This is a genomic window from Sporosarcina sp. Marseille-Q4063, assembly GCF_018309085.1.
Lineage (GTDB): Bacteria > Bacillota > Bacilli > Bacillales_A > Planococcaceae > Sporosarcina.
This window is the reverse complement of sequence record NZ_CP070502.1, coordinates 1,233,227-1,251,111: the sequence shown is the minus strand read 5'-3', so window position 1 is coordinate 1,251,111 and position 17,885 is coordinate 1,233,227. Positions and strand designations below refer to the sequence as shown.

Here is a 17,885-nt window from a genome sequence, read left to right as displayed (position 1 = left end):
TATAGCAATGTTAATCCTTTTTCAAAGATTGAATAGACGTCTTTTCCGGAACAGGGAAAGCGTCATTTTTAATGGCATAAAGGATTGAGTTATACATTACCTTTTCAGATAAAAACATTAAAACATTTAATAGTACAGAGAGGATGTCCACTATGAAAATCAATCAATTAATTGCGAACAATATTAACCGTTTAGACGCGGTCTTGCCAAAGGATCAATCATTAGGAATTGCTGGTTTGTCTGGATCTGGTAAAACAACTTTCTGTCAAACAATTGGTGAAGAATCCAAGAAGCGTCTCGTTTCTTTATTGCCGAAGGCTGAATATCAGTATTTGTTTCCTACTATTATGGATACGAATTTCAGTGCCATTAAAATGGAAGAGATGCCTTTGGTTCTTTTTCTTGGAAGGTCATCCATTTCTTCCAATCCGCGTTCAACAATTGGCACGCATACTGGCGTATTTAAAGAGATTCGCGTGCGGCTTGCAGAAGAATTTCACCTTTCTCCAGAAGTTTTTTCTTTTAATAATGCATTGGGCTGGTGTACTAAATGCAAGGGACGCGGTTCTAACAAAAATGTTGAATGTAAAAAATGTACCGGCAAGCGCTATAATACAGAAGTTGAGGAACATAGAATCGAACTATTGGATCAACCGCATAGTATTTCCGATATCAACAACTTGAGTGTTGAAGCCATTCTTTCACTGGCAGAAGTATTGAATATTAGTGAAGGAAAACAACATATTCTCGAAAATATATGCAATATGAATATTGGTTACTTAACGTTAAATCGCATAATGGGGACATTATCAGGTGGGGAATTGACCCGACTTTACTTGGCAGAATTCATGACAACCAGTGAAAATACGGTTATTATTATTGATGAAATCTCTGTGGGTCTAGATCACCAAACACTCCTGAAAATTTTAGAGCAGATTAAACAATTAGGCTATAAAAATCAAATTTGGCTTATTGATCATTCTGATACAGTGCTCGATTTAACGGATGACCAAGTGTTTTTTGGACCAGGTAGTGGTAAATACGGTGGGAGAATTGTGGAAGAATCACCGCGTCCAAAACCGATCCATAGAGAACTAAATACGGAAAAACCAACAGAGTTTTATTCATTTCATGATTTATATTACCGTAATATTCAAATGGCTGAAATTGAAATTCCCAAAAACAGGCTTGTTACTGTAACAGGAGAGTCTGGATGCGGCAAATCTACGCTTGTCAATGAGTGTATAGCCGAGGACTTCAAAAAACGATATCCAAAAGATAAGCTAGTTATCGTAGGGCAAGATCGAAACCAATCGATAACCAGCCGGTCAACCGTCGCGACTTTTCTTGATATTAAAAGAAAACTCACGAAATATAGCGAGGAGATTGATGATATTTTCGAGCGTTCGATTGAAGATATTATTGATGAATTGCCAAATGAAGACATCGCGCATAAACGCTTGAGTTTATTGATCAAATTGGGACTAGGTTATTTAACGCTAGAAAGAAAGACGCAAACCTTGTCGACTGGCGAATTTCAATGTGTTCATTTGGTTTCAGAGTTGTTTGCGAATTCCAGAAATCCACATACGTTATTTATTTTTGACGAACCTTCAAAAGGTTTATCACAAAATATTTTAAATCAATTCGTTGATAGTGTCAGGGACATTTTGCAAGATGAATCTGTCTCTATCTTCATGATTGAACATAATGATTATATGATGGAAAGCGCTGATTACATCATTGACTTCGGTAAAAGAAGAATCGCGCCTGTGGAGCATCTGGATGTCGTCAGTCATGATGATTACTTTCATCGCAAAAATGAGGAAGATATCACGCTTCCGTCGCCAATTTCTTCAACACTGAAAGCGCAGAGTGGCATTAACTATTTAACAGATAATCATATCGATTATTTTAAAAGTGCAGAAAACGTTTATAAGGGCGGCATATTGAAAAGCTTGTCATCAATGGCACGCTTGATTTACGGTGAATACGAATCTGATATTATTTCGCCGGTCATTGCCATTGATCTTGAAAAACATTTGTATAGCCAAAATACTTTTTTATATGAAATGGGCGGTCTGATTAATCATCTGGTGGCAGCACACCCGACCAATAAAGATACGAGAAGCTTCGACTTTTACAATCAAGAAAATCATTGCGCGTACTGCTCAGGTCGACGCGAGATTGAAAAATTTGATATTGATGTTGTGATTCAGGACAAATCGGTTCCTTTCTGGGATGGCTTACTTCATCCAGATGTGATGGAGGTACTAAAATATTATCAATATCCGAAATTGCAATTTTTGTTTGATGAGATTAAGAATGAACTCGGTCATGATATAAGTAAAAGTTATAATAAAATGACAGAAGATGAAAAGCATACCTTTTTATACGGATATTGGGAAAAAACATTTTATGATAAAGAAGGCAAGACGCGTAGAACTTGGCAAGGCTTTAATAACATCATCGGGATGTATATGTCGATTTCGAAATCGGCGATTAAAGAACAAATGAAAGCTTCTAGAGAGCGAATTACTTGTCCGATTTGCGAAGGCACTGTACTAAAACATCATAAAAAGCTCAAATTTGACGAAATAGATATTCGTAAGATAATCATGCTTCCGATTAATGAAGTAATGGATATAATAGGGCAGTTACCGGCACTGATAAAATTGAAATCCGTTGTTGGCGGCGATATGATTTTGACGGAAGATGTATCATTACTACCTAGGGAAACACAAGCCGCGCTGAAAATGTTCGAATTGGAAATGGCTAGCTTTGTCGGTTATGAAGTGGTATTACAAAATGCATACCCATTCTGGAATCGCATTGAAAGTAATATCGAATCCATCAGCAAGAATAACCAAGTGACTATCTGCGATTTTGACAATATTACTGAGACAAGAGAAACCATTATCGATCAGTATTTCACAAATGGAAAATATAAAAGGCTAACATACGTTTATGAAGCATTTGGTTACAAAAAAATTATCACCCAGATTAATAAAGTTAGAAAAAGTCAGCCATGTCCATTCTGTAAAGGCAAGAAAGTCATAACAGAAGAAAATATCCATGATGGGGTATCTAAATTGACGATACCTTGTGTGAGTTGTCAGGCAAGCGGCATCAATGATGAAGGACTTCAGGAAGTGATAGAAGACATAGCAGTTAATACATGGCTAACTGGTAAAGTAAGTGATGTTGTTGATAAAAAACTATATACTGAGGCTGTTGCTGAGATACCAATATTTGGTCGAATTCGTGAGTTGAACAAACGCGATTTGATGGCGGTTTATCAATGTCTCGAGCAAAATCAATAAATTTATAAAAAAGTTGACATTTGTCATGAACATGATATTATTCAAATCATTACATTTTGCGCAAAGTGTTTTTTTAAAAAAACTTAAATAGATTCATATGAGAGATGGTTGAGTAGTCATATTGTGAGCAGCAACGAGAGACTGAATAGTGCGTTTTGTGGTCTTCAAAACGCTAGGTGGTGAAAGTTCAGGCAGCAATATGGATGAAGTACGCCGTCCGATTTTCTCATGTATTTAACGAAGTGGATTGTCAGCTGAATGCTGACCAATCAACTAGGGTGGTAACGCGGAGAACTCCTTCGTCCCTTTTTAAGGGATTGAAGGGGTTTTTTGTATCTAAAATTATTGATAACAGAGAGAGGTTTTCATCATGTTTCGAATAAAATCAGTTATTTCGCCCACATTTCTAGAGGCTGTTGTATTAGTTGTCGCAATTATTGCGCTGCTAAATGTAAGTATTATCAAATTTGGTGCGGTACCGCATTTACCGATTTTGTTTTCTATTTTATTATTAATTTTTTATGGACTTGTTAAAAAGGTTTCATACAAGCAACTTGAACGCGGTTTGGTAGAAGGTGCGGGTGAAGGGATGGCGGCTGTATTTCTATTCTTCTTTATCGGGATTTTAGTAAGTAGCTGGATAATGAGCGGAACGATTCCGACGCTGATTTATGCGGGGTTCACGTTAATTACGCCGACGTTTTTCTTTGCCATTGTTTTTGTTGTTACGGCGATTGTCGGGATTTCAATCGGAAGTTCATTGACGACGGTCGCGACTGTGGGAGTTGCTTTTATCGGCATGGCAACTGTGCTTGATTTATCCCTGGCAATCACGGCAGGTGCGATTGTGTCGGGAGCATTTTTCGGAGATAAAATGTCTCCGTTATCAGATACTACAAACTTGGCATCATCAATTGTCGGCGTCGATTTGTTTGAACATATCAGAAATATGGGGTGGACGACCATTCCGGCATTTTTTTTATCGCTGATTTTCTTTGGACTTCTATCACCCGGTGTTTCTTTGACGGATGTTGATAAAATTAAATTGTTCCAAGAAGGCCTGTTGGAAACCGGGATGATCCATTGGTATACGATTATTCCGTTAATCGTTTTATTTGCCTTAACAATGTTGAAAATGCCAGCGCTAATGACATTGGCGGTCAGTTCCGGGAGTGCGATTGCGATTTCATTTTTCCACCATAGTTACGGCGCAACAGAGATTTTTAACATTTTATTTGGTGGTTTTGTTTCCACAACTGGAATTGCAGATATTGATGCACTCCTGACGCGTGGCGGTATGGAAAGCATGATGTTTACGGTTGGTTTAGTATTGCTGGCGCTTAGTATGGGGGGCTTGTTATTTACGCTAGGCATTGTGCAATGCTTGCTTGCGAAAATTGAAAGTCTGTTGCGTAAAGTGTCATCTGTCATTGCTGCATCCGCGTTAACCGCGATCGGGATTAACGTATTGATTGGCGAGCAGTATTTATCGATTTTATTAACGGGACAAGCATTTGGGTCGCAATATGAAAAGGTTGGACTTGCTCCAAAGAACCTAAGTCGAGTGATGGAGGACGCGGGGACGGTTGTGAATCCCTTAGTGCCGTGGAGCGTTTGTGGTATATTTATTACAAAGATGTTGGGTGTCGCGACACTCACTTACTTACCGTTTGCATTCTTTTGTCTGCTATCTCCGATTTTAACCGTATTGTTCGGATATATGGGGAAGACTTTGACGTACCGGGAAGTTGAAGAAAACACTATCGTTTAATTGGGATGGGAGGGTATAGCGATGTTAGATATTCTTTCTTTTATTTTGCCATAAAGAATCTCTAACCAAGACAATTAATACCGGAGTAAAAATGAGATAAACCCCAATTATAACAAAATAAGATAATCCTATATTATACGCCGGCAAATTATATCGCTCTGTTCTAAGTGGAAGAATTTTGTTGATCGAAAAATAAGAATTACTATAAGTGTCTACAATAAACCAAGAAGAAACAACAAAAACAATGCTAGATATTAGTGAAATGAATAATACACTTTTAAATAAATCATTCGGATATGCTTTATTAATATACCAAGGAACTATGATTGAAAAAAAGAAACCCAAGACGATAATCATATATCCATAATAAATAACTACATCCATATAAGGGATACCACTCCATGAATATAGTCTGACCTCTAGAACATAAAAACAAATTAAAAACAATGTTAGAGATGAAAGGAAAGAAATTATTGTAAAAGATAATCCCATGATCAATCCGGTCAACGCTTTTTTCAATAATTTACCTCCTCATTTTCATTGATATCGCTATTTTTTTTCGACAATGTAATTTATTATATTATAGTCTTCACTGGATCTATACTCAAACTAGTTTATGCGATTGAAAATTTAACAAATTGAAATTCAAGGAGGAATTAATATGAAGAAAATACCATCATTTAATTGGAATGGAAGAACGGATCATGAAACTGATTGGAATCAGTTCAGGTACCACCAGGTTATAGGTGAAGAAGCTAACTGTGTACTGATCGGTTTTGAGTGTGATGAAGGGGTAAGGCGTAATAATGGGCGTGTTGGCGCTGCGGAAGCACCGGATGCCTTACGGACGGCCCTTTCGAATATGGCGTGGCGACTTCCAGAAGGGAAGCAGCTTGCTGACGCGGGAAATGTTGTCTGCGATGGGGAACAGTTAGAAGAAGCGCAGGCAGAACTAGGTTCGGTTGTGAAGAAGAAATTGGACGAAAGTAGAACGCCAATTATTCTAGGCGGGGGCCATGAAACGTTTTATGGCCATTATCTTGGTGCTCGCGGTTTCCTAGGTAAGGATAAGAAACTGGGAATCATTAATATCGATGCGCATTTTGATATGAGACCGTATGATGAGCAGCCTTCTTCGGGGACGATGTTTCGTCAAGTAATGGAGAATGATGCAAATGCGGGCTATCTCGTTCTGGGGATTCAACGTTATGGAAATACGGAGAGTTTATTCCAAAAGGCTGATGAGCTTGGTTGTGAATATATTTATGAAGATGAACTGACTGATGAGAAGATGAATGCCGCAGTGGATGCCTTTATCGCAAATCATGATGCAATTATTTTAACGCTTTGCATGGATGTTCTTGAAGCAGACGCGGCACCCGGTGTAAGTGCGCCGTCTCCATTTGGACTGCACCCGAAAGTCGTTCGGTCAATCATTCGAAAAGTAACGTCGAATTCAAAAACGCTTTCTTTTGATATAGCGGAAGTGAACCCGACGCTTGACCCTGATGGAAGAACAGTGAAATTAGGGGCGGCGTTTGTGAATGAAGCAATCATGAGTTTTTATAAATAAATTTTAAAATGCCTATGCAATAAATGATATAACTATCATTTGTTTGCATAGGCATTTTTATGTACTTTCCGAATTCAGTGCGGTATATTTTGATAACATGGACAATCATTATCCACGTTGAAAGAAGAGGTGAATGAATTGAGAATGAAGACAGGTGTGGAACAAGCGGTTTATGCCATCCTTCTACTAAATATGTTACCCGATAAAGCCGTGCTGCCAGGCGAAGCAATCAGTCAAAAGCTAGGGACTTCTCCTTCATACTCTCAGAAATTATTGAGGAGGTTAGTAAGTGCGAATTTGATATCTTCTGTTCCTGGGGTAAAGGGCGGTTTTAGATTATATAAAAAACCGGAAGATATTCGGATATATGATATTTATCTAGCGATAGAAGGGCATCAATCACTTTATTCCCCGAGCGGTATTCTCGATGACATGCTTGATTTGGAAGAAGAAGATCAATGTTGCTTATTAACAAATTTAATGGATGAGGCCGAAGTTGCTTGGAAAACTGTGTTAAAGCGTGAAACGATTGCTTCTTTATCCGATGAAATTCAAGCGGATCGTTTTTCAGAACAAGTGACTGCTTTACGGGAATTGATTCAAGAAAAAATGGTTTTATAATGAGGTTAACGATATGAAGAAGTTTCAAACGCATAAAGGTTTTGCGCGTACTTTTAAGGAAAACAAATTAACGCTTGGATTATTCTTTCCACTAGAGGCGTATTCGGGAAGTTTCCCCAAAATGGAATTACAAGAACAAATGGCACTTGCCAAGAAGGCTGAGAGTTTAGGATTTGCTTCTTTGTTTGTGAGAGATGCGCCGCTTTATGAACCGAACTTTGGAGATGTGGGATTTCTTTATGATTCATTCATGTTTTTAACGTACGTGGCGGCACATACTAAAAAAATCGCGCTTGGCACTGCTAGTGTTGTGACACCACTGCGAAACCCACTCCATTTGGCGAAAGCAGCCGCGACATTGGAGAGTTTATCAGGGCAACGCTTCTTATTTGGTGCAGCGACAGGGGACAGACCCATTGAGTTCCCTGCATTCAAAGTAAATCCGAATGAGAAAGAAGCATTGTTTAAAGAATCGATAGAAGTGATGAGACAAGTCTGGCGGGAATCATTCCCAGAAATTCGAACAGAACATGTTGAACTGACGGCAGGAGACGTTGTGCCAAAGCCGGAACTTGGTGATATTCCGGTTTTCGGTACAGGTTATTCGGGGCAGACGATTGATTGGTTGGCACAACACACGGATGGTTGGTTATTTTATGCGCAAGGTGTCAATGAGCAACGCGAACTTATTAAAAATTGGCATGAAGCAGCAGGCGGATTCAAACCGTTTACGCAACCCGTTGCAATCGATTTATCCGCAAATCCAAATGAAGCACCAAAGCCGATAACCGGCGGATTTAGAGCGGGTTATAAATTTATCATCGATTATTTGTATGCGTATCAAGATGCAGGGGTCAATCATGTGTTGTTTGGGCTGAAATCTGGAAGTCGCCCTGCGAATGAAGTCATTCAAGAACTAGGGGAATATGTGGTTCCGCATTTCCCATCAATTATGAAGAAAGAAGTGTTTTAAATGATAAAAGAGTTAGGTCGAATCAATGAATTGGCAAAAAAACAGCGTGAAGAAGGTTTGACCAACGCTGAAATAGTAGAGCAGACGGTATTGCGCGAAGATTACTTACGTCAAATTCGCGGGCAAGTGCTTGATACATTTTCTGGTTTAACAGTAATCGATCCATTAGGAAATGATGTTACACCAGATAAAGTGCGCGATTTCAAAAAGGAAGGAAGTTAAGTATATGAAACTAAGTGTATTAGACCAAGCACCGATTACAAAAGGTAATACAGCGCCAGATGCTTTGAAAAAAGCGGAGGAATTGGCCATTTTAGCGGATGAATTAGGTTATACAAGAATGTGGATGGCGGAGCATCACGGAACAAATACTTTCGCCAGTTCAGCACCCGAAGTGACGGCTGCCCATTTAGCGGCGAAAACGAAGAACCTGCGAATTGGAACGGGCGGCGTCATGATGATGCACTACTCGCCGTTGAAATTAGCGGAAGTATTTAAAACGTTGAGCGCATTTTCACCAGGTCGAATTGACTTTGGCGTAGGGCGGGCACCGGGCGGCGACAATCATTCCATTTACGCTTTATCTGAAGGACGCCAACCGATGACCCATAATATGTATGATAAATTTGAACTCGCTATGCAACTAATTAATGACGAAGTGCCAGAAGATAATTTGTACAATAAAACCATCGCGACGCCGGCACAAGTGGTGTTGCCTGAAGCATGGTTGTTAGGGTCGACTGGGAATAGCGCCATTCAAGCAGGACGCATGGGTGTCGGCTATTCATTTGCGGAGTTTTTCATGGGTGGCATGACGACAGAAATATTGGAAGCTTATAGAAAGAACTTTGAACCGACCGTGTTTATGGAAAAACCGGAGATTAAAGTGACTTATATGGTAACAACTGCTGAAACTTCTGAAGAGGCTGAGTATGAGGCATTGCCGCAAGATATTTGGCGTCTATTGTTTACAAAAGGGCGTATCGGTCAAGTATTGTCGCCTGAAGAGGCCGCAAACTTTCAATTAACTGAAATGGATCGCATGACGATTCAACAAAATCGTAGCATTCACATTGTAGGATCAGCAAAAGAAGTGGCAACTAAACTTCGAGAAGAGCAGGCACATTACGGCTTTGATGAAGCGATGATTTGCAGCATTCCGCATTCACAAGAGAAGCGATTAGAAGTTTATCGTTTGTTGGCACGTGAATTGTTTTAAAGAAAAGATCCCTGTCAACTGGATTAAACCAATTGGCAGGGATCTTTTTAGTTTTTCATTTCATTTTTTTAAGCTGTTCCCAAAATAAGCAGACAATACCAGCCAGGAAAAGTGCGATTGAAAAATAAAATAGAAAAGATAACTCCATACTTGTCATGCCTTCGTCAGGAACTGATTTCCCTAGTATGGCATACCAAAACTTAGAAGACCCTGACCAACCATTCATAGTAGAACTAAAAATAGCACCAGAAATTAATATGGAAGAAAATAATATTGTCCCGCATGTTGAAAGAACGGCTCCCGCTATGGATTTATTCATAAACATATCCCCTTTGTATTCTAAGTACCATACTATTAATTACAGGGAGGAGGTTATTCTAATCTCTCAATAAAAGTTTTTTCAAAATGTAATATAAAATGAAACATATTCCTGTGAAAATTAGCGCTATAATCAAGAATGGAGTAAAACCTAGAACTATTTCCAATTAAACATCACTCCTACCAGATTTTAACCCAAATTTCTCTTTGTAATTGGTTACCTCTTTCAAAGCTTTTTCTTCCGTGGGAATCCGGACCGAAAGCATCCATATATTAAGGATGGAAAACACAATGGCCGTAAAGTACGCATTGAAAATTAACGGTAAAACTAGTAATTCTGTCGCTACAATCACATAATTCGGATGGCGAATAAATTGATAAGGCCCTTTTTTCACGACATCCGCGCCGGGTAAAATAATAATTTTCGTGTTCCAAAACTTGCCCAGTGAAGCAAGGCACCAGACCCTGGCGACTTGCGCAATCAAGAATATAGAAAGAAGCGGGATCCAAAGTGGCGATAGTGGTCTATCTAGTACTAATACCTCTATAAGCAGTGAAATGAAAAATGCGATATGCATCGCGACCATGATCGGATAGTGCTCGGCACCCGCTTCAAATGCACCTTGACTCCGCATCCATTTTTCATTTCTTTTCGCAATGACCAGTTCAACAATTCGTTGGATAATGACAATGGCAATGATGATGTAAAATAGCATCCCGAATCCACCTCACTCCCACTTCAATAAAAGAAGTTCCCCGCAAAAACCTGGTCCAAGGGCGGCCATCAACCCATAGTCGCCAGCATCCGGTTTGTTCTCCATGAATCGTTCAAGTACATACAGAATCGTCGGCGATGACATGTTTCCATTCTCCCGTAAAATATCCCTGGAAACATCCGTCTTAGTCGAATCAAACCCAAGTGCAGCTTCATAAGATTCCAAAACTTTTTTGCCGCCAGGATGCGCGACAAAATGGGTAATATCATTTTTCGTCAATTCATTAACATCAAGAAATTCATGCACAAACGGGCCCAACCATTTCGTAATAATGCTTGGTATACTTTTTGAAAATATAACGTGAAGGCCGCTGTTTTTCACATCCCAGCCCATGACATCTTCTGAATCTGGCATGAACTTTGAAGAAGTTGCGATTACCCTTGGCGTCGGTTGATTCGCATTCGCCTTGAGATTTGAATAATCCCCTGCGATCAATGCACAGGCTACGCCATCGGAAAATAAGGAAGCCCCGACAAGATTGCTCTTCGAATAGTCATCTTTTTGAAACGTCAAGCTACACAATTCTACGGATAAAACGAGTACGTTGGCAGTAGGATAGGCTAAACAATATTCATAGGCTCTACTGATTCCGGAAGCGCCACCTGCACAACCAAGTCCCCAGATTGGAACGCGCTTCGTATCGTCGCGAAAGGGAAGTAGATTCATAATACGAGCTTCAATGCTCGGCGTTGAAATTCCGCTGCTAGAAATAAAGAAAATAGCGTCTATTTCCGATGCATCAATGGGACGCTTTAACATATCTCCTTGTAGACAGGATTCAACCGCTTGGACGCCATAATCGACGGCATGTTTGATATAAAGCGCATTGCGTTCTTCAAAATCATGCTCTCTCTCAAACCAGTCTAACGGCATGCATATATTTCGTGTCTCAATATCGCCATTATCAAAAACCCTTAACAATCTTTCAATATTGGAAAACCTCTCGCTGAATAATGCACGGGTTAATTCAGCCGCCTGATGTTGCTGCACTTCATGAGGCGGTTTAAAGGTGCTAACAGAAAGAATTTTAGGCATAGGTCCCTCCGTAGAAAATTATTTGTTGTTTAACTATTCTAAACTTAGAAGCATAGGCATGTCCAATGATGAAAAGATTTCCTTCATGTAAAATGAGGTCATTAGGTTAGGAGAGATTTAAATGACTATAAAATTAAGCATCTTAGATCAATCGCCAATTGCTGAAGGAAGTACGGCAATGGAGTCATTAATATATACCGCTGAGCTTGCCAAAAAAGCTGAAGAGTGGGGCTACACTCGTTTCTGGGTTTCTGAACATCATGATGCGACGACACTCGCAGGTTCTTCACCGGAAATATTGATGGCACATTTAGCGACAGTCACTTCTACAATACGAATCGGTTCAGGCGGCGTTATGCTTCCGCATTATTCGGCTTACAAAGTTGCTGAAAACTTCAAGTTGTTAGAAGCATTATTTCCGGGAAGAATCGATGCGGGCATCGGTCGTGCCCCCGGTGGAATGCCGCGGGCTACTTATGCGCTGAATGACGGGGAATACCGAGATATCCATAAATTTCCCCAGCAAGTAGATGATTTACTCATGTACTTGCATGATACAATGCCCGAAGACCATCCTTATTTCGGGTTGAAAGCAACACCGATTACAGAGTCCACGCCGCCAGTTTGGATGTTGGGTTCGAGTCCGAGTTCTGCTGCATTAGCTGCTGAGAAAGGGTTGCCGTATATGTTTGCGCAATTTATTAACGGTGAAGGCGGGATAATCTCAGCTAAACTTTATCGTGAAACTTTTCAGGCCTCGAAGGCGTTGCAGAAACCTAAACAAGCAGTCGCAGTTTTCTTCGCATGTGCTGAAACGGAAGAAGAAGCCGAGCGAATTGTTTCTTCACTCGACCTATCGCTCATTCTTTCCGCACAAGGGATTCCTTCAAAAGGAACGCCTTCACCGGAAAAAGCGATGTCGTACACATACACGAATTTTGAAAAACCGCATGTTCTTGAAAATCGAAAGCGGATGATCATCGGTACACCTAAAACGGCGCGGTTACAAATTGAAAAACTTGCTGAAGAATTTGGCGCTGATGAGGTTATGCTAGTCATGATCGCTTATGATTTTCAGGACAAACTCAAGTCTTATGAATTAATTGCAAAAGAGATGTTGAAATAATGTTATTTGATTATATGCTAGGCTAGTAGCTACTATGATCCAAGTAAATAGCCAAATAAAAACAATAAAGGAGAAATTAACATGATTAATATGAATGAAATAGCGGAAGCTAGAGATTTTGTCCTCGGTAAAATAAATGTATTTCCAAAGGTTGGAATCATTCTGGGATCGGGATTGGGGAGTCTTGCGGATGAAATCAAAAATGCGGTTAGCATTCCGTACGAGGATATTCCTCACTTTTCCAAATCCGATGCGATAGGTCATGCCAATGAACTTGTTATAGGTGAATTGCAAGGTCAAATCGTCGCAGCTATGAAGGGGCGTTATCACTATTATGAAGGGTATTCCTTAAGTGAAGTAACCTTTCCGGTTCGAGTACTAAAAGCGCTTGGGATCGAAAAACTTGTCATCACGAATGCTTGCGGGGCAGTTAATACAGAATTCAACGCGGGTGAGTTGATGCTCATTACTGATCATATTAACTTGGTCGGATCAAATCCGCTCATCGGTAAAAATAACGACGAGTTGGGACCGCGTTTTACGGATGTATCTGAAGTTTATAGTCATAAATTGCGTACTATGGCTTCGAAAGTGGCTGAAGAGAAGGGCATAACATTACGTGAAGGCGTATATGCATGGTTGAGCGGCCCCGTTTATGAAACGCCGGCTGAAGTTCGGATGATCCGTATACTCGGTGGAGATGCAGCTGGAATGTCAACAGTACCTGAGGCAACAGTAGCTATTCATGCCGGATTGGAAGTATTGGGTATATCTTGCTTAACCAATATGGCTTGCGGAATTTTAGATGAGCCTTTAAGCCATGAAGAAGTACTTGAAGTTGCCGCTAAATCCCGTAATACGTTTGTAGATTTGATTAAAGGAATCTTGAAAGAGATATAAATAACATTGTATAACTGCTCATCTCGAAGTTTCTTGGAAATTAATCGCAACAACTTTTTCAGTCTCGGTGTTAAACTCAATTCGTACAAAAACACCGAATTCATGGTCGTCATCTTTTAACCATAGCTTAAACTTTTCGATTGTTGAATCGCCATTTGATTCACTGCCTTCATGCAGATAGTCAATAATATTGGCGGTAGGATATTTTGCTTGGGTCTCTTGTACAGCAAGTTTCCCCCATTTGGCGTAGGCTGGAACTTCCTGTTGTGCATTGGCAAGTGTTTGGATATGGGCAGGTGCAGCATTAACAATCGTAAAAATTCCGAGCGCAATAAAAGTTTTTCGCATCATTCGACTCATCTCCTTTCCGGTAGGATGAGTCATTTGTTTAAAATCATTCAATAGATAAGTTTCTAAATGAATTGGAGGAATGACGATGGACTTAATCTCAACGCCGTATAAACTAGGGGAGAAAGCTAAACATATCGCCAAGCTACAAACGCTTGAAAACGCGACAATCATTAATATCCAACTGAAAAAGGGCGAAACAATCGCCGAACATGATTCGAGCAAAGATGTCGTAATTGTCGTTCGAAGAGGCTCTGTCATCTTTGATGTTGAAGGAACGGAAACAGTGGTTGAACAAGATAATATACTTTATATGCAACCGTTTGAAAAACATAGTCTGCTTGCGAAGGAAGACACGGATCTTTTGGTGTTTCAAATATTGCCATGAAAAAAGCCTGCTGAAAAAATGCAGGCTTTAACTTTTATTTGAGGTTAATTCCTCGCATAACTTTTTTAAACTATTTTCGAATTTGACCGTATTCTCCTTCGAACGTTTTTTCGGACCTCGTAATCGCCCACCGCCCATTCGAATTTTTTGTGCTGTATGACGCGCATAGAGAAGTTGATCGATATTATCATCGGTGTAGCGGCGTCCATTTTGATCAATCGGATGGCCTTGTTTCGCCAGTACCATCGCGGCTAATCCGTAATCCTGAGTGACGACAATATCATTTTTTTGAACTCGGTTAACAAGGACGAAATCGACTGCATCCGCCCCTTTTGAAACAATGACTGTTTCCGCGCCTTCACGATGCATTTCATGCGCCGTGTCGCAAATGAGGATGCACCGAAATCCGTATTGCCCCGCAATTTGTATGGTTTCATTCACCACTGGACATGCATCTGCATCGATAAGAATTGCAGGCATAAACCCGCCTCCCTTATTCATTTCTACGTCTAGTATAGCAAAAATAGAACTTTATTCGTGATAATTATTTGTGGACAACTTTAATACTGATGCAGTCACTAAACTTGCTACTTCATCCAAACGGTCCTTACTAATCTGGTCGATTGTATCTTGTGGAGAATGATACCATTCTTCCGAAGGGAAATAACTAAACAATGCCGCATCGATGCCAGCGTTGTGAAATGGTTTGTGATCACTTCGGTCAGTAAATTCAAGTGGGATTTTCTTAATTGTCTTGGCTGTATCTGTCACTGTATTGGAAAAACCATCAACAGTGAACATAGTAAGCGGTCCTGCATCCACGCTGCCGACCATATCCATATTTAACATCGCATCGGTACGTTTAATCTCACTTTTTGTCATTTCGTCGACATATTTTTCCGATCCAAATAATCCAAGTTCCTCGGCACCGAAAAATAGAAAGCGAAGTTCTTTATCGGTTGAAACACTTTCCAAAACTCGTGCAATCTCTAGAAGCACAGCAGTTCCACTAGCGTTATCACTTGCTCCAGGGGACGTTTCAACGGAATCGTAATGAGCGCCAACGACGACAATTTCATCATTGGAAGTCTTGGACGGTTTGGTCACAATGATGTTTTGTGATTCATGCTTCTCAATATCGGCGCCTTCAATTGTTATCGTTCCCGTAACGGATTCATTATCTCTGATCAGATTTAGTAAAGATTTTCCTTCGCCGGGAGACAAGGCGATGGTTGGGATAAAATCATCATGATGCTTTCCAAGCGACCATCCGGTATTCGGCAAACCATCAGCGAAGTTAATAATTACGCCGACAGCACCTGCTTCAGCTGCATTCAGGACCATTTCCTCGAAATAAATATCGCTAATTGAAGCAACCGCAATTTTTCCTTTTACGTCGATATCTTCATAATCGGAGGTCAATCCATTATTGACGTTGATTAATGTGCCCGTCACGTTACCGGAAACCGAGTATTGAAACGGTTCTGGGGAGAATGATTGTTCAATGCCATCAATCGTTAATTCAACAAGTTTTGGAAAAATATAATGATCAAATTCGAAGGGTTGGGATTCAACAGCATAACCAAAGGTTTCCAATTGACTGGTAATGAAATTTGCTGCATTTTTTTCAGAATCAGTGCCTGCGATTCGAGGCTCTTTTGATAGTTCTTTTACGTTTGAATAAATCTTTTCGACATCCAAATTATCTAATATGGCTGAATCAACATTGTCGGTAGAAGAGCTTATGACCTCTTGTACAGGTGGGGAGCATGCGGAAATGAAGATGCTAAATACTAATAAGATTGGAATATAAAGAGCTTTTCGAACCATATCGTTCCTCCATTCTAATTACGGGAATTATACCACAAATTAATCAATTCAATGTCTAATCAGCAGACTCATATGCGTTTCAAAAGGTTTAATTCGGGGGATAGTGAGAAAAAGAAGGGAATTGGAGGGAGTTTACAAAATGTTTGATAAACCAGAGGAAGCTCGAATGACGGAAGAGGAAGCAGCCAAATACGGAAGAGAAATTGATGCGAAAAATGCGTTATACGAAAATGTCGTTGTTGAAGACAGCGTGAACGCCTTATCAGAGGTAGAAATACCGCCACCTATTTCTGAAGAAGAAATAAAACGCCGTGTCGGGGAGCAAAATTATAAGAATATAAAAGATGGCGGGGTCATGAATTCGATTAATAGTTAATAGTAATCGCTAGAAAGAAGGAAATCTCCGATAGTTCACGAATAGAACATTTACACTAATTGTTGGAGGTTTTAGTTTATGTTTAAAACAATCGATGAATTCCTTAATCTTTGGGAACATGAAAGCGGATCGACGCTGAAAATCTTGAGTGCGCTTACCGACGAATCATTAGCACAAGAGGTGTCGCCAGAAGACCGTACACTCGGCCGAATTGCTTGGCATATTGTACAAACACTTCATGAAATGATGTCGCAGACAGGGTTGGAATTTAAGGGAACACCGGAGGATGCGCCAGTACCGGAAACTGCAGCTGAAATTGCGGATGCTTATCGTTCGACCAATGAAGCAATGGTTTCAGCAATGAAATCGCAATGGAACGATGAAGTATTAAGTGAAATGAGAGACATGTACGGAGAACAATGGTCTGTCGGAACTGTTCTTGGCATCTTAACTGCTCACGAAACGCATCACCGCGGACAAATGACCGTGCTCATGCGTCAAGCAGGATTGCGTGTACCGGGTGTTTACGGACCGGCTCGTGAAGAATGGGCAGCGTTTGGCGGAGAAGCACCTGTTATTTGAATGGAAGAATGGCCTAGTCCTAGTAAATGGGGCTTGGCTATTTTTTTATTCGGTTACCTACTTTGGCACAACACTTGATTATGCGTATAATGTATGTAAGGTTATGGTCGATTATATATATCCCTTTTTGGTGAAGCCGTAGTTGAGGATTGGTACTACACGTATGATTTATCTGAACAAAAATTTCAAAAGGTGCCATTAACTTATTTTCAGCACGATGTCGGTGTCAATCATATTATGCATTATGGTCCTGATGTTATATTCAACACGATCGCATCCCATAAAACGGGCGATCAGGACTACAATAGTCAAACCGGTAGGCAAGAACGGAATATAATCAATAGGAGTTTTTATAATGAAAAAAATAAACTTTTCCATGGTTCTAAATTTAATGTTTATTTTATTAATATTTGCAAGCTTTTATTTTCAATATGAATATTTGTTTGTAACTCGTATTGTTGTAATTGTTTTTGCAACCGTGTATTTTATGATTGAAATAAAAAAGGCGTATTTTTCGAAAAATAAAACGATGTTTATTATGTTTAGTGTGATTAGTTTAATTGCTTTAATCGTAAGTATTATAGTTGATAATACTTTAACGGATGGCTTTACATCAGATAGAATTATTTTAATACCTGTATTTGTTTTTATTCTAATTGGTAGTATGTATAAAGATTTGTATGATAAAACAAATAATAAAAGCTCCTCTTAGTTCAACGTCAACTG

Annotated in this window: 20 protein-coding genes; 13 read left to right on the top strand and 7 right to left on the bottom strand. The window is 39.8% G+C overall.

Annotation, left to right across the window (positions count from 1 at the left end; all coding sequences use genetic code 11):
- Positions 1-152 precede the first annotated feature (152 nt).
- Positions 153-3,323, top strand: coding sequence for an ATP-binding cassette domain-containing protein (locus JSQ81_RS06405; RefSeq protein WP_212606872.1), 3,171 nt, complete (start codon positions 153-155; stop codon positions 3,321-3,323).
- A gap of 370 nt (positions 3,324-3,693) precedes the next feature.
- A complete protein-coding gene (gene nhaC / locus JSQ81_RS06400) occupies positions 3,694-5,094 on the top strand; it encodes a Na+/H+ antiporter NhaC (RefSeq protein WP_212606871.1) in 1,401 nt (466 codons plus the stop codon).
- Between the two features lie 24 nt (positions 5,095-5,118).
- Here nhaC and JSQ81_RS06395 read toward each other — a convergent pair whose 3' ends face one another.
- Positions 5,119-5,613, bottom strand: coding sequence for a hypothetical protein (locus JSQ81_RS06395; RefSeq protein ID WP_212606870.1), 495 nt, complete (start codon positions 5,611-5,613; stop codon positions 5,119-5,121).
- 142 nt (positions 5,614-5,755) lie between these two features.
- Between JSQ81_RS06395 and hutG the strand changes: the two genes are divergently transcribed.
- The 5 genes from hutG to JSQ81_RS06370 all read left to right on the top strand — a co-directional run bounded on the left by hutG (position 5,756) and on the right by JSQ81_RS06370 (position 9,480).
- Positions 5,756-6,667: a formimidoylglutamase gene (gene hutG, locus JSQ81_RS06390; RefSeq protein WP_212606869.1), complete on the top strand. Its 912-nt coding sequence runs from the start codon at positions 5,756-5,758 to the stop codon at positions 6,665-6,667.
- 138 nt (positions 6,668-6,805) lie between these two features.
- Positions 6,806-7,288 carry an Rrf2 family transcriptional regulator gene (locus tag JSQ81_RS06385; RefSeq protein WP_212606868.1) on the top strand — a complete coding sequence of 161 codons (483 nt, stop codon included), beginning with the start codon at positions 6,806-6,808 and terminating at the stop codon, positions 7,286-7,288.
- A 13-nt stretch (positions 7,289-7,301) separates the two neighbouring features.
- On the top strand, positions 7,302-8,261 hold the full coding sequence (locus JSQ81_RS06380) for an LLM class oxidoreductase (RefSeq protein ID WP_212606867.1): 960 nt from the start codon (positions 7,302-7,304) through the stop codon (positions 8,259-8,261).
- A complete protein-coding gene (locus tag JSQ81_RS06375) occupies positions 8,262-8,483 on the top strand; it encodes a DUF896 domain-containing protein (protein ID WP_212606866.1) in 222 nt (73 codons plus the stop codon).
- A 4-nt stretch (positions 8,484-8,487) separates the two neighbouring features.
- Entirely contained in the window at positions 8,488-9,480 is a 993-nt protein-coding gene (locus tag JSQ81_RS06370; protein WP_212606865.1) for an LLM class flavin-dependent oxidoreductase, read from the top strand.
- Between the two features lie 55 nt (positions 9,481-9,535).
- Here JSQ81_RS06370 and JSQ81_RS06365 read toward each other — a convergent pair whose 3' ends face one another.
- From JSQ81_RS06365 to JSQ81_RS06355, 3 genes are all read right to left on the bottom strand, one after another.
- Positions 9,536-9,799, bottom strand: a complete 264-nt coding sequence (locus JSQ81_RS06365; RefSeq protein ID WP_212606864.1) for a hypothetical protein — start codon at positions 9,797-9,799, stop codon at positions 9,536-9,538.
- Between the two features lie 166 nt (positions 9,800-9,965).
- Positions 9,966-10,514 carry an isoprenylcysteine carboxyl methyltransferase family protein gene (locus tag JSQ81_RS06360; protein WP_212606863.1) on the bottom strand — a complete coding sequence of 183 codons (549 nt, stop codon included), beginning with the start codon at positions 10,512-10,514 and terminating at the stop codon, positions 9,966-9,968.
- 12 nt (positions 10,515-10,526) lie between these two features.
- Positions 10,527-11,609 carry a type III polyketide synthase gene (locus JSQ81_RS06355; RefSeq protein ID WP_212606862.1) on the bottom strand — a complete coding sequence of 361 codons (1,083 nt, stop codon included), beginning with the start codon at positions 11,607-11,609 and terminating at the stop codon, positions 10,527-10,529.
- 121 nt (positions 11,610-11,730) lie between these two features.
- On the opposite strand from JSQ81_RS06355, the gene JSQ81_RS06350 reads away from it, so the two are divergent.
- Together JSQ81_RS06350 and JSQ81_RS06345 are read left to right on the top strand one after the other, a co-directional pair.
- Positions 11,731-12,735, top strand: a complete 1,005-nt coding sequence (locus JSQ81_RS06350) for an LLM class flavin-dependent oxidoreductase (protein WP_212606861.1) — start codon at positions 11,731-11,733, stop codon at positions 12,733-12,735.
- A gap of 81 nt (positions 12,736-12,816) precedes the next feature.
- Positions 12,817-13,635, top strand: a complete 819-nt coding sequence (locus JSQ81_RS06345; RefSeq protein WP_212606860.1) for a purine-nucleoside phosphorylase — start codon at positions 12,817-12,819, stop codon at positions 13,633-13,635.
- A gap of 18 nt (positions 13,636-13,653) precedes the next feature.
- Here the strand turns inward: JSQ81_RS06345 and JSQ81_RS06340 are convergent, their stop codons facing one another.
- Positions 13,654-13,986, bottom strand: a complete 333-nt coding sequence (locus JSQ81_RS06340) for a DUF3889 domain-containing protein (protein ID WP_371812517.1) — start codon at positions 13,984-13,986, stop codon at positions 13,654-13,656.
- 85 nt (positions 13,987-14,071) lie between these two features.
- On the opposite strand from JSQ81_RS06340, the gene JSQ81_RS06335 reads away from it, so the two are divergent.
- Complete coding sequence (locus JSQ81_RS06335) at positions 14,072-14,371, top strand: cupin domain-containing protein (RefSeq protein ID WP_212606859.1); 300 nt, start codon at positions 14,072-14,074, stop codon at positions 14,369-14,371.
- 27 nt (positions 14,372-14,398) lie between these two features.
- Here the strand turns inward: JSQ81_RS06335 and JSQ81_RS06330 are convergent, their stop codons facing one another.
- On the bottom strand, positions 14,399-14,851 hold the full coding sequence (locus tag JSQ81_RS06330) for a YaiI/YqxD family protein (protein WP_212606858.1): 453 nt from the start codon (positions 14,849-14,851) through the stop codon (positions 14,399-14,401).
- Positions 14,852-14,902: 51 nt separating this feature from the next.
- Entirely contained in the window at positions 14,903-16,201 is a 1,299-nt protein-coding gene (locus tag JSQ81_RS06325) for a M28 family peptidase (RefSeq protein ID WP_212606857.1), read from the bottom strand.
- Between the two features lie 139 nt (positions 16,202-16,340).
- Between JSQ81_RS06325 and JSQ81_RS06320 the strand changes: the two genes are divergently transcribed.
- The 3 genes from JSQ81_RS06320 (at position 16,341) to JSQ81_RS06310 (ending at position 17,871) form a co-directional block, all read left to right on the top strand.
- The gene (locus JSQ81_RS06320; protein ID WP_212606856.1) at positions 16,341-16,577 is read left to right on the top strand and encodes a hypothetical protein; all 237 of its coding nucleotides are present in this window, start codon (positions 16,341-16,343) and stop codon (positions 16,575-16,577) included.
- 78 nt (positions 16,578-16,655) lie between these two features.
- Complete coding sequence (locus JSQ81_RS06315; protein WP_212606855.1) at positions 16,656-17,159, top strand: DinB family protein; 504 nt, start codon at positions 16,656-16,658, stop codon at positions 17,157-17,159.
- A gap of 355 nt (positions 17,160-17,514) precedes the next feature.
- On the top strand, positions 17,515-17,871 hold the full coding sequence (locus tag JSQ81_RS06310; RefSeq protein WP_212606854.1) for a hypothetical protein: 357 nt from the start codon (positions 17,515-17,517) through the stop codon (positions 17,869-17,871).
- Positions 17,872-17,885: the final 14 nt, after the last annotated feature.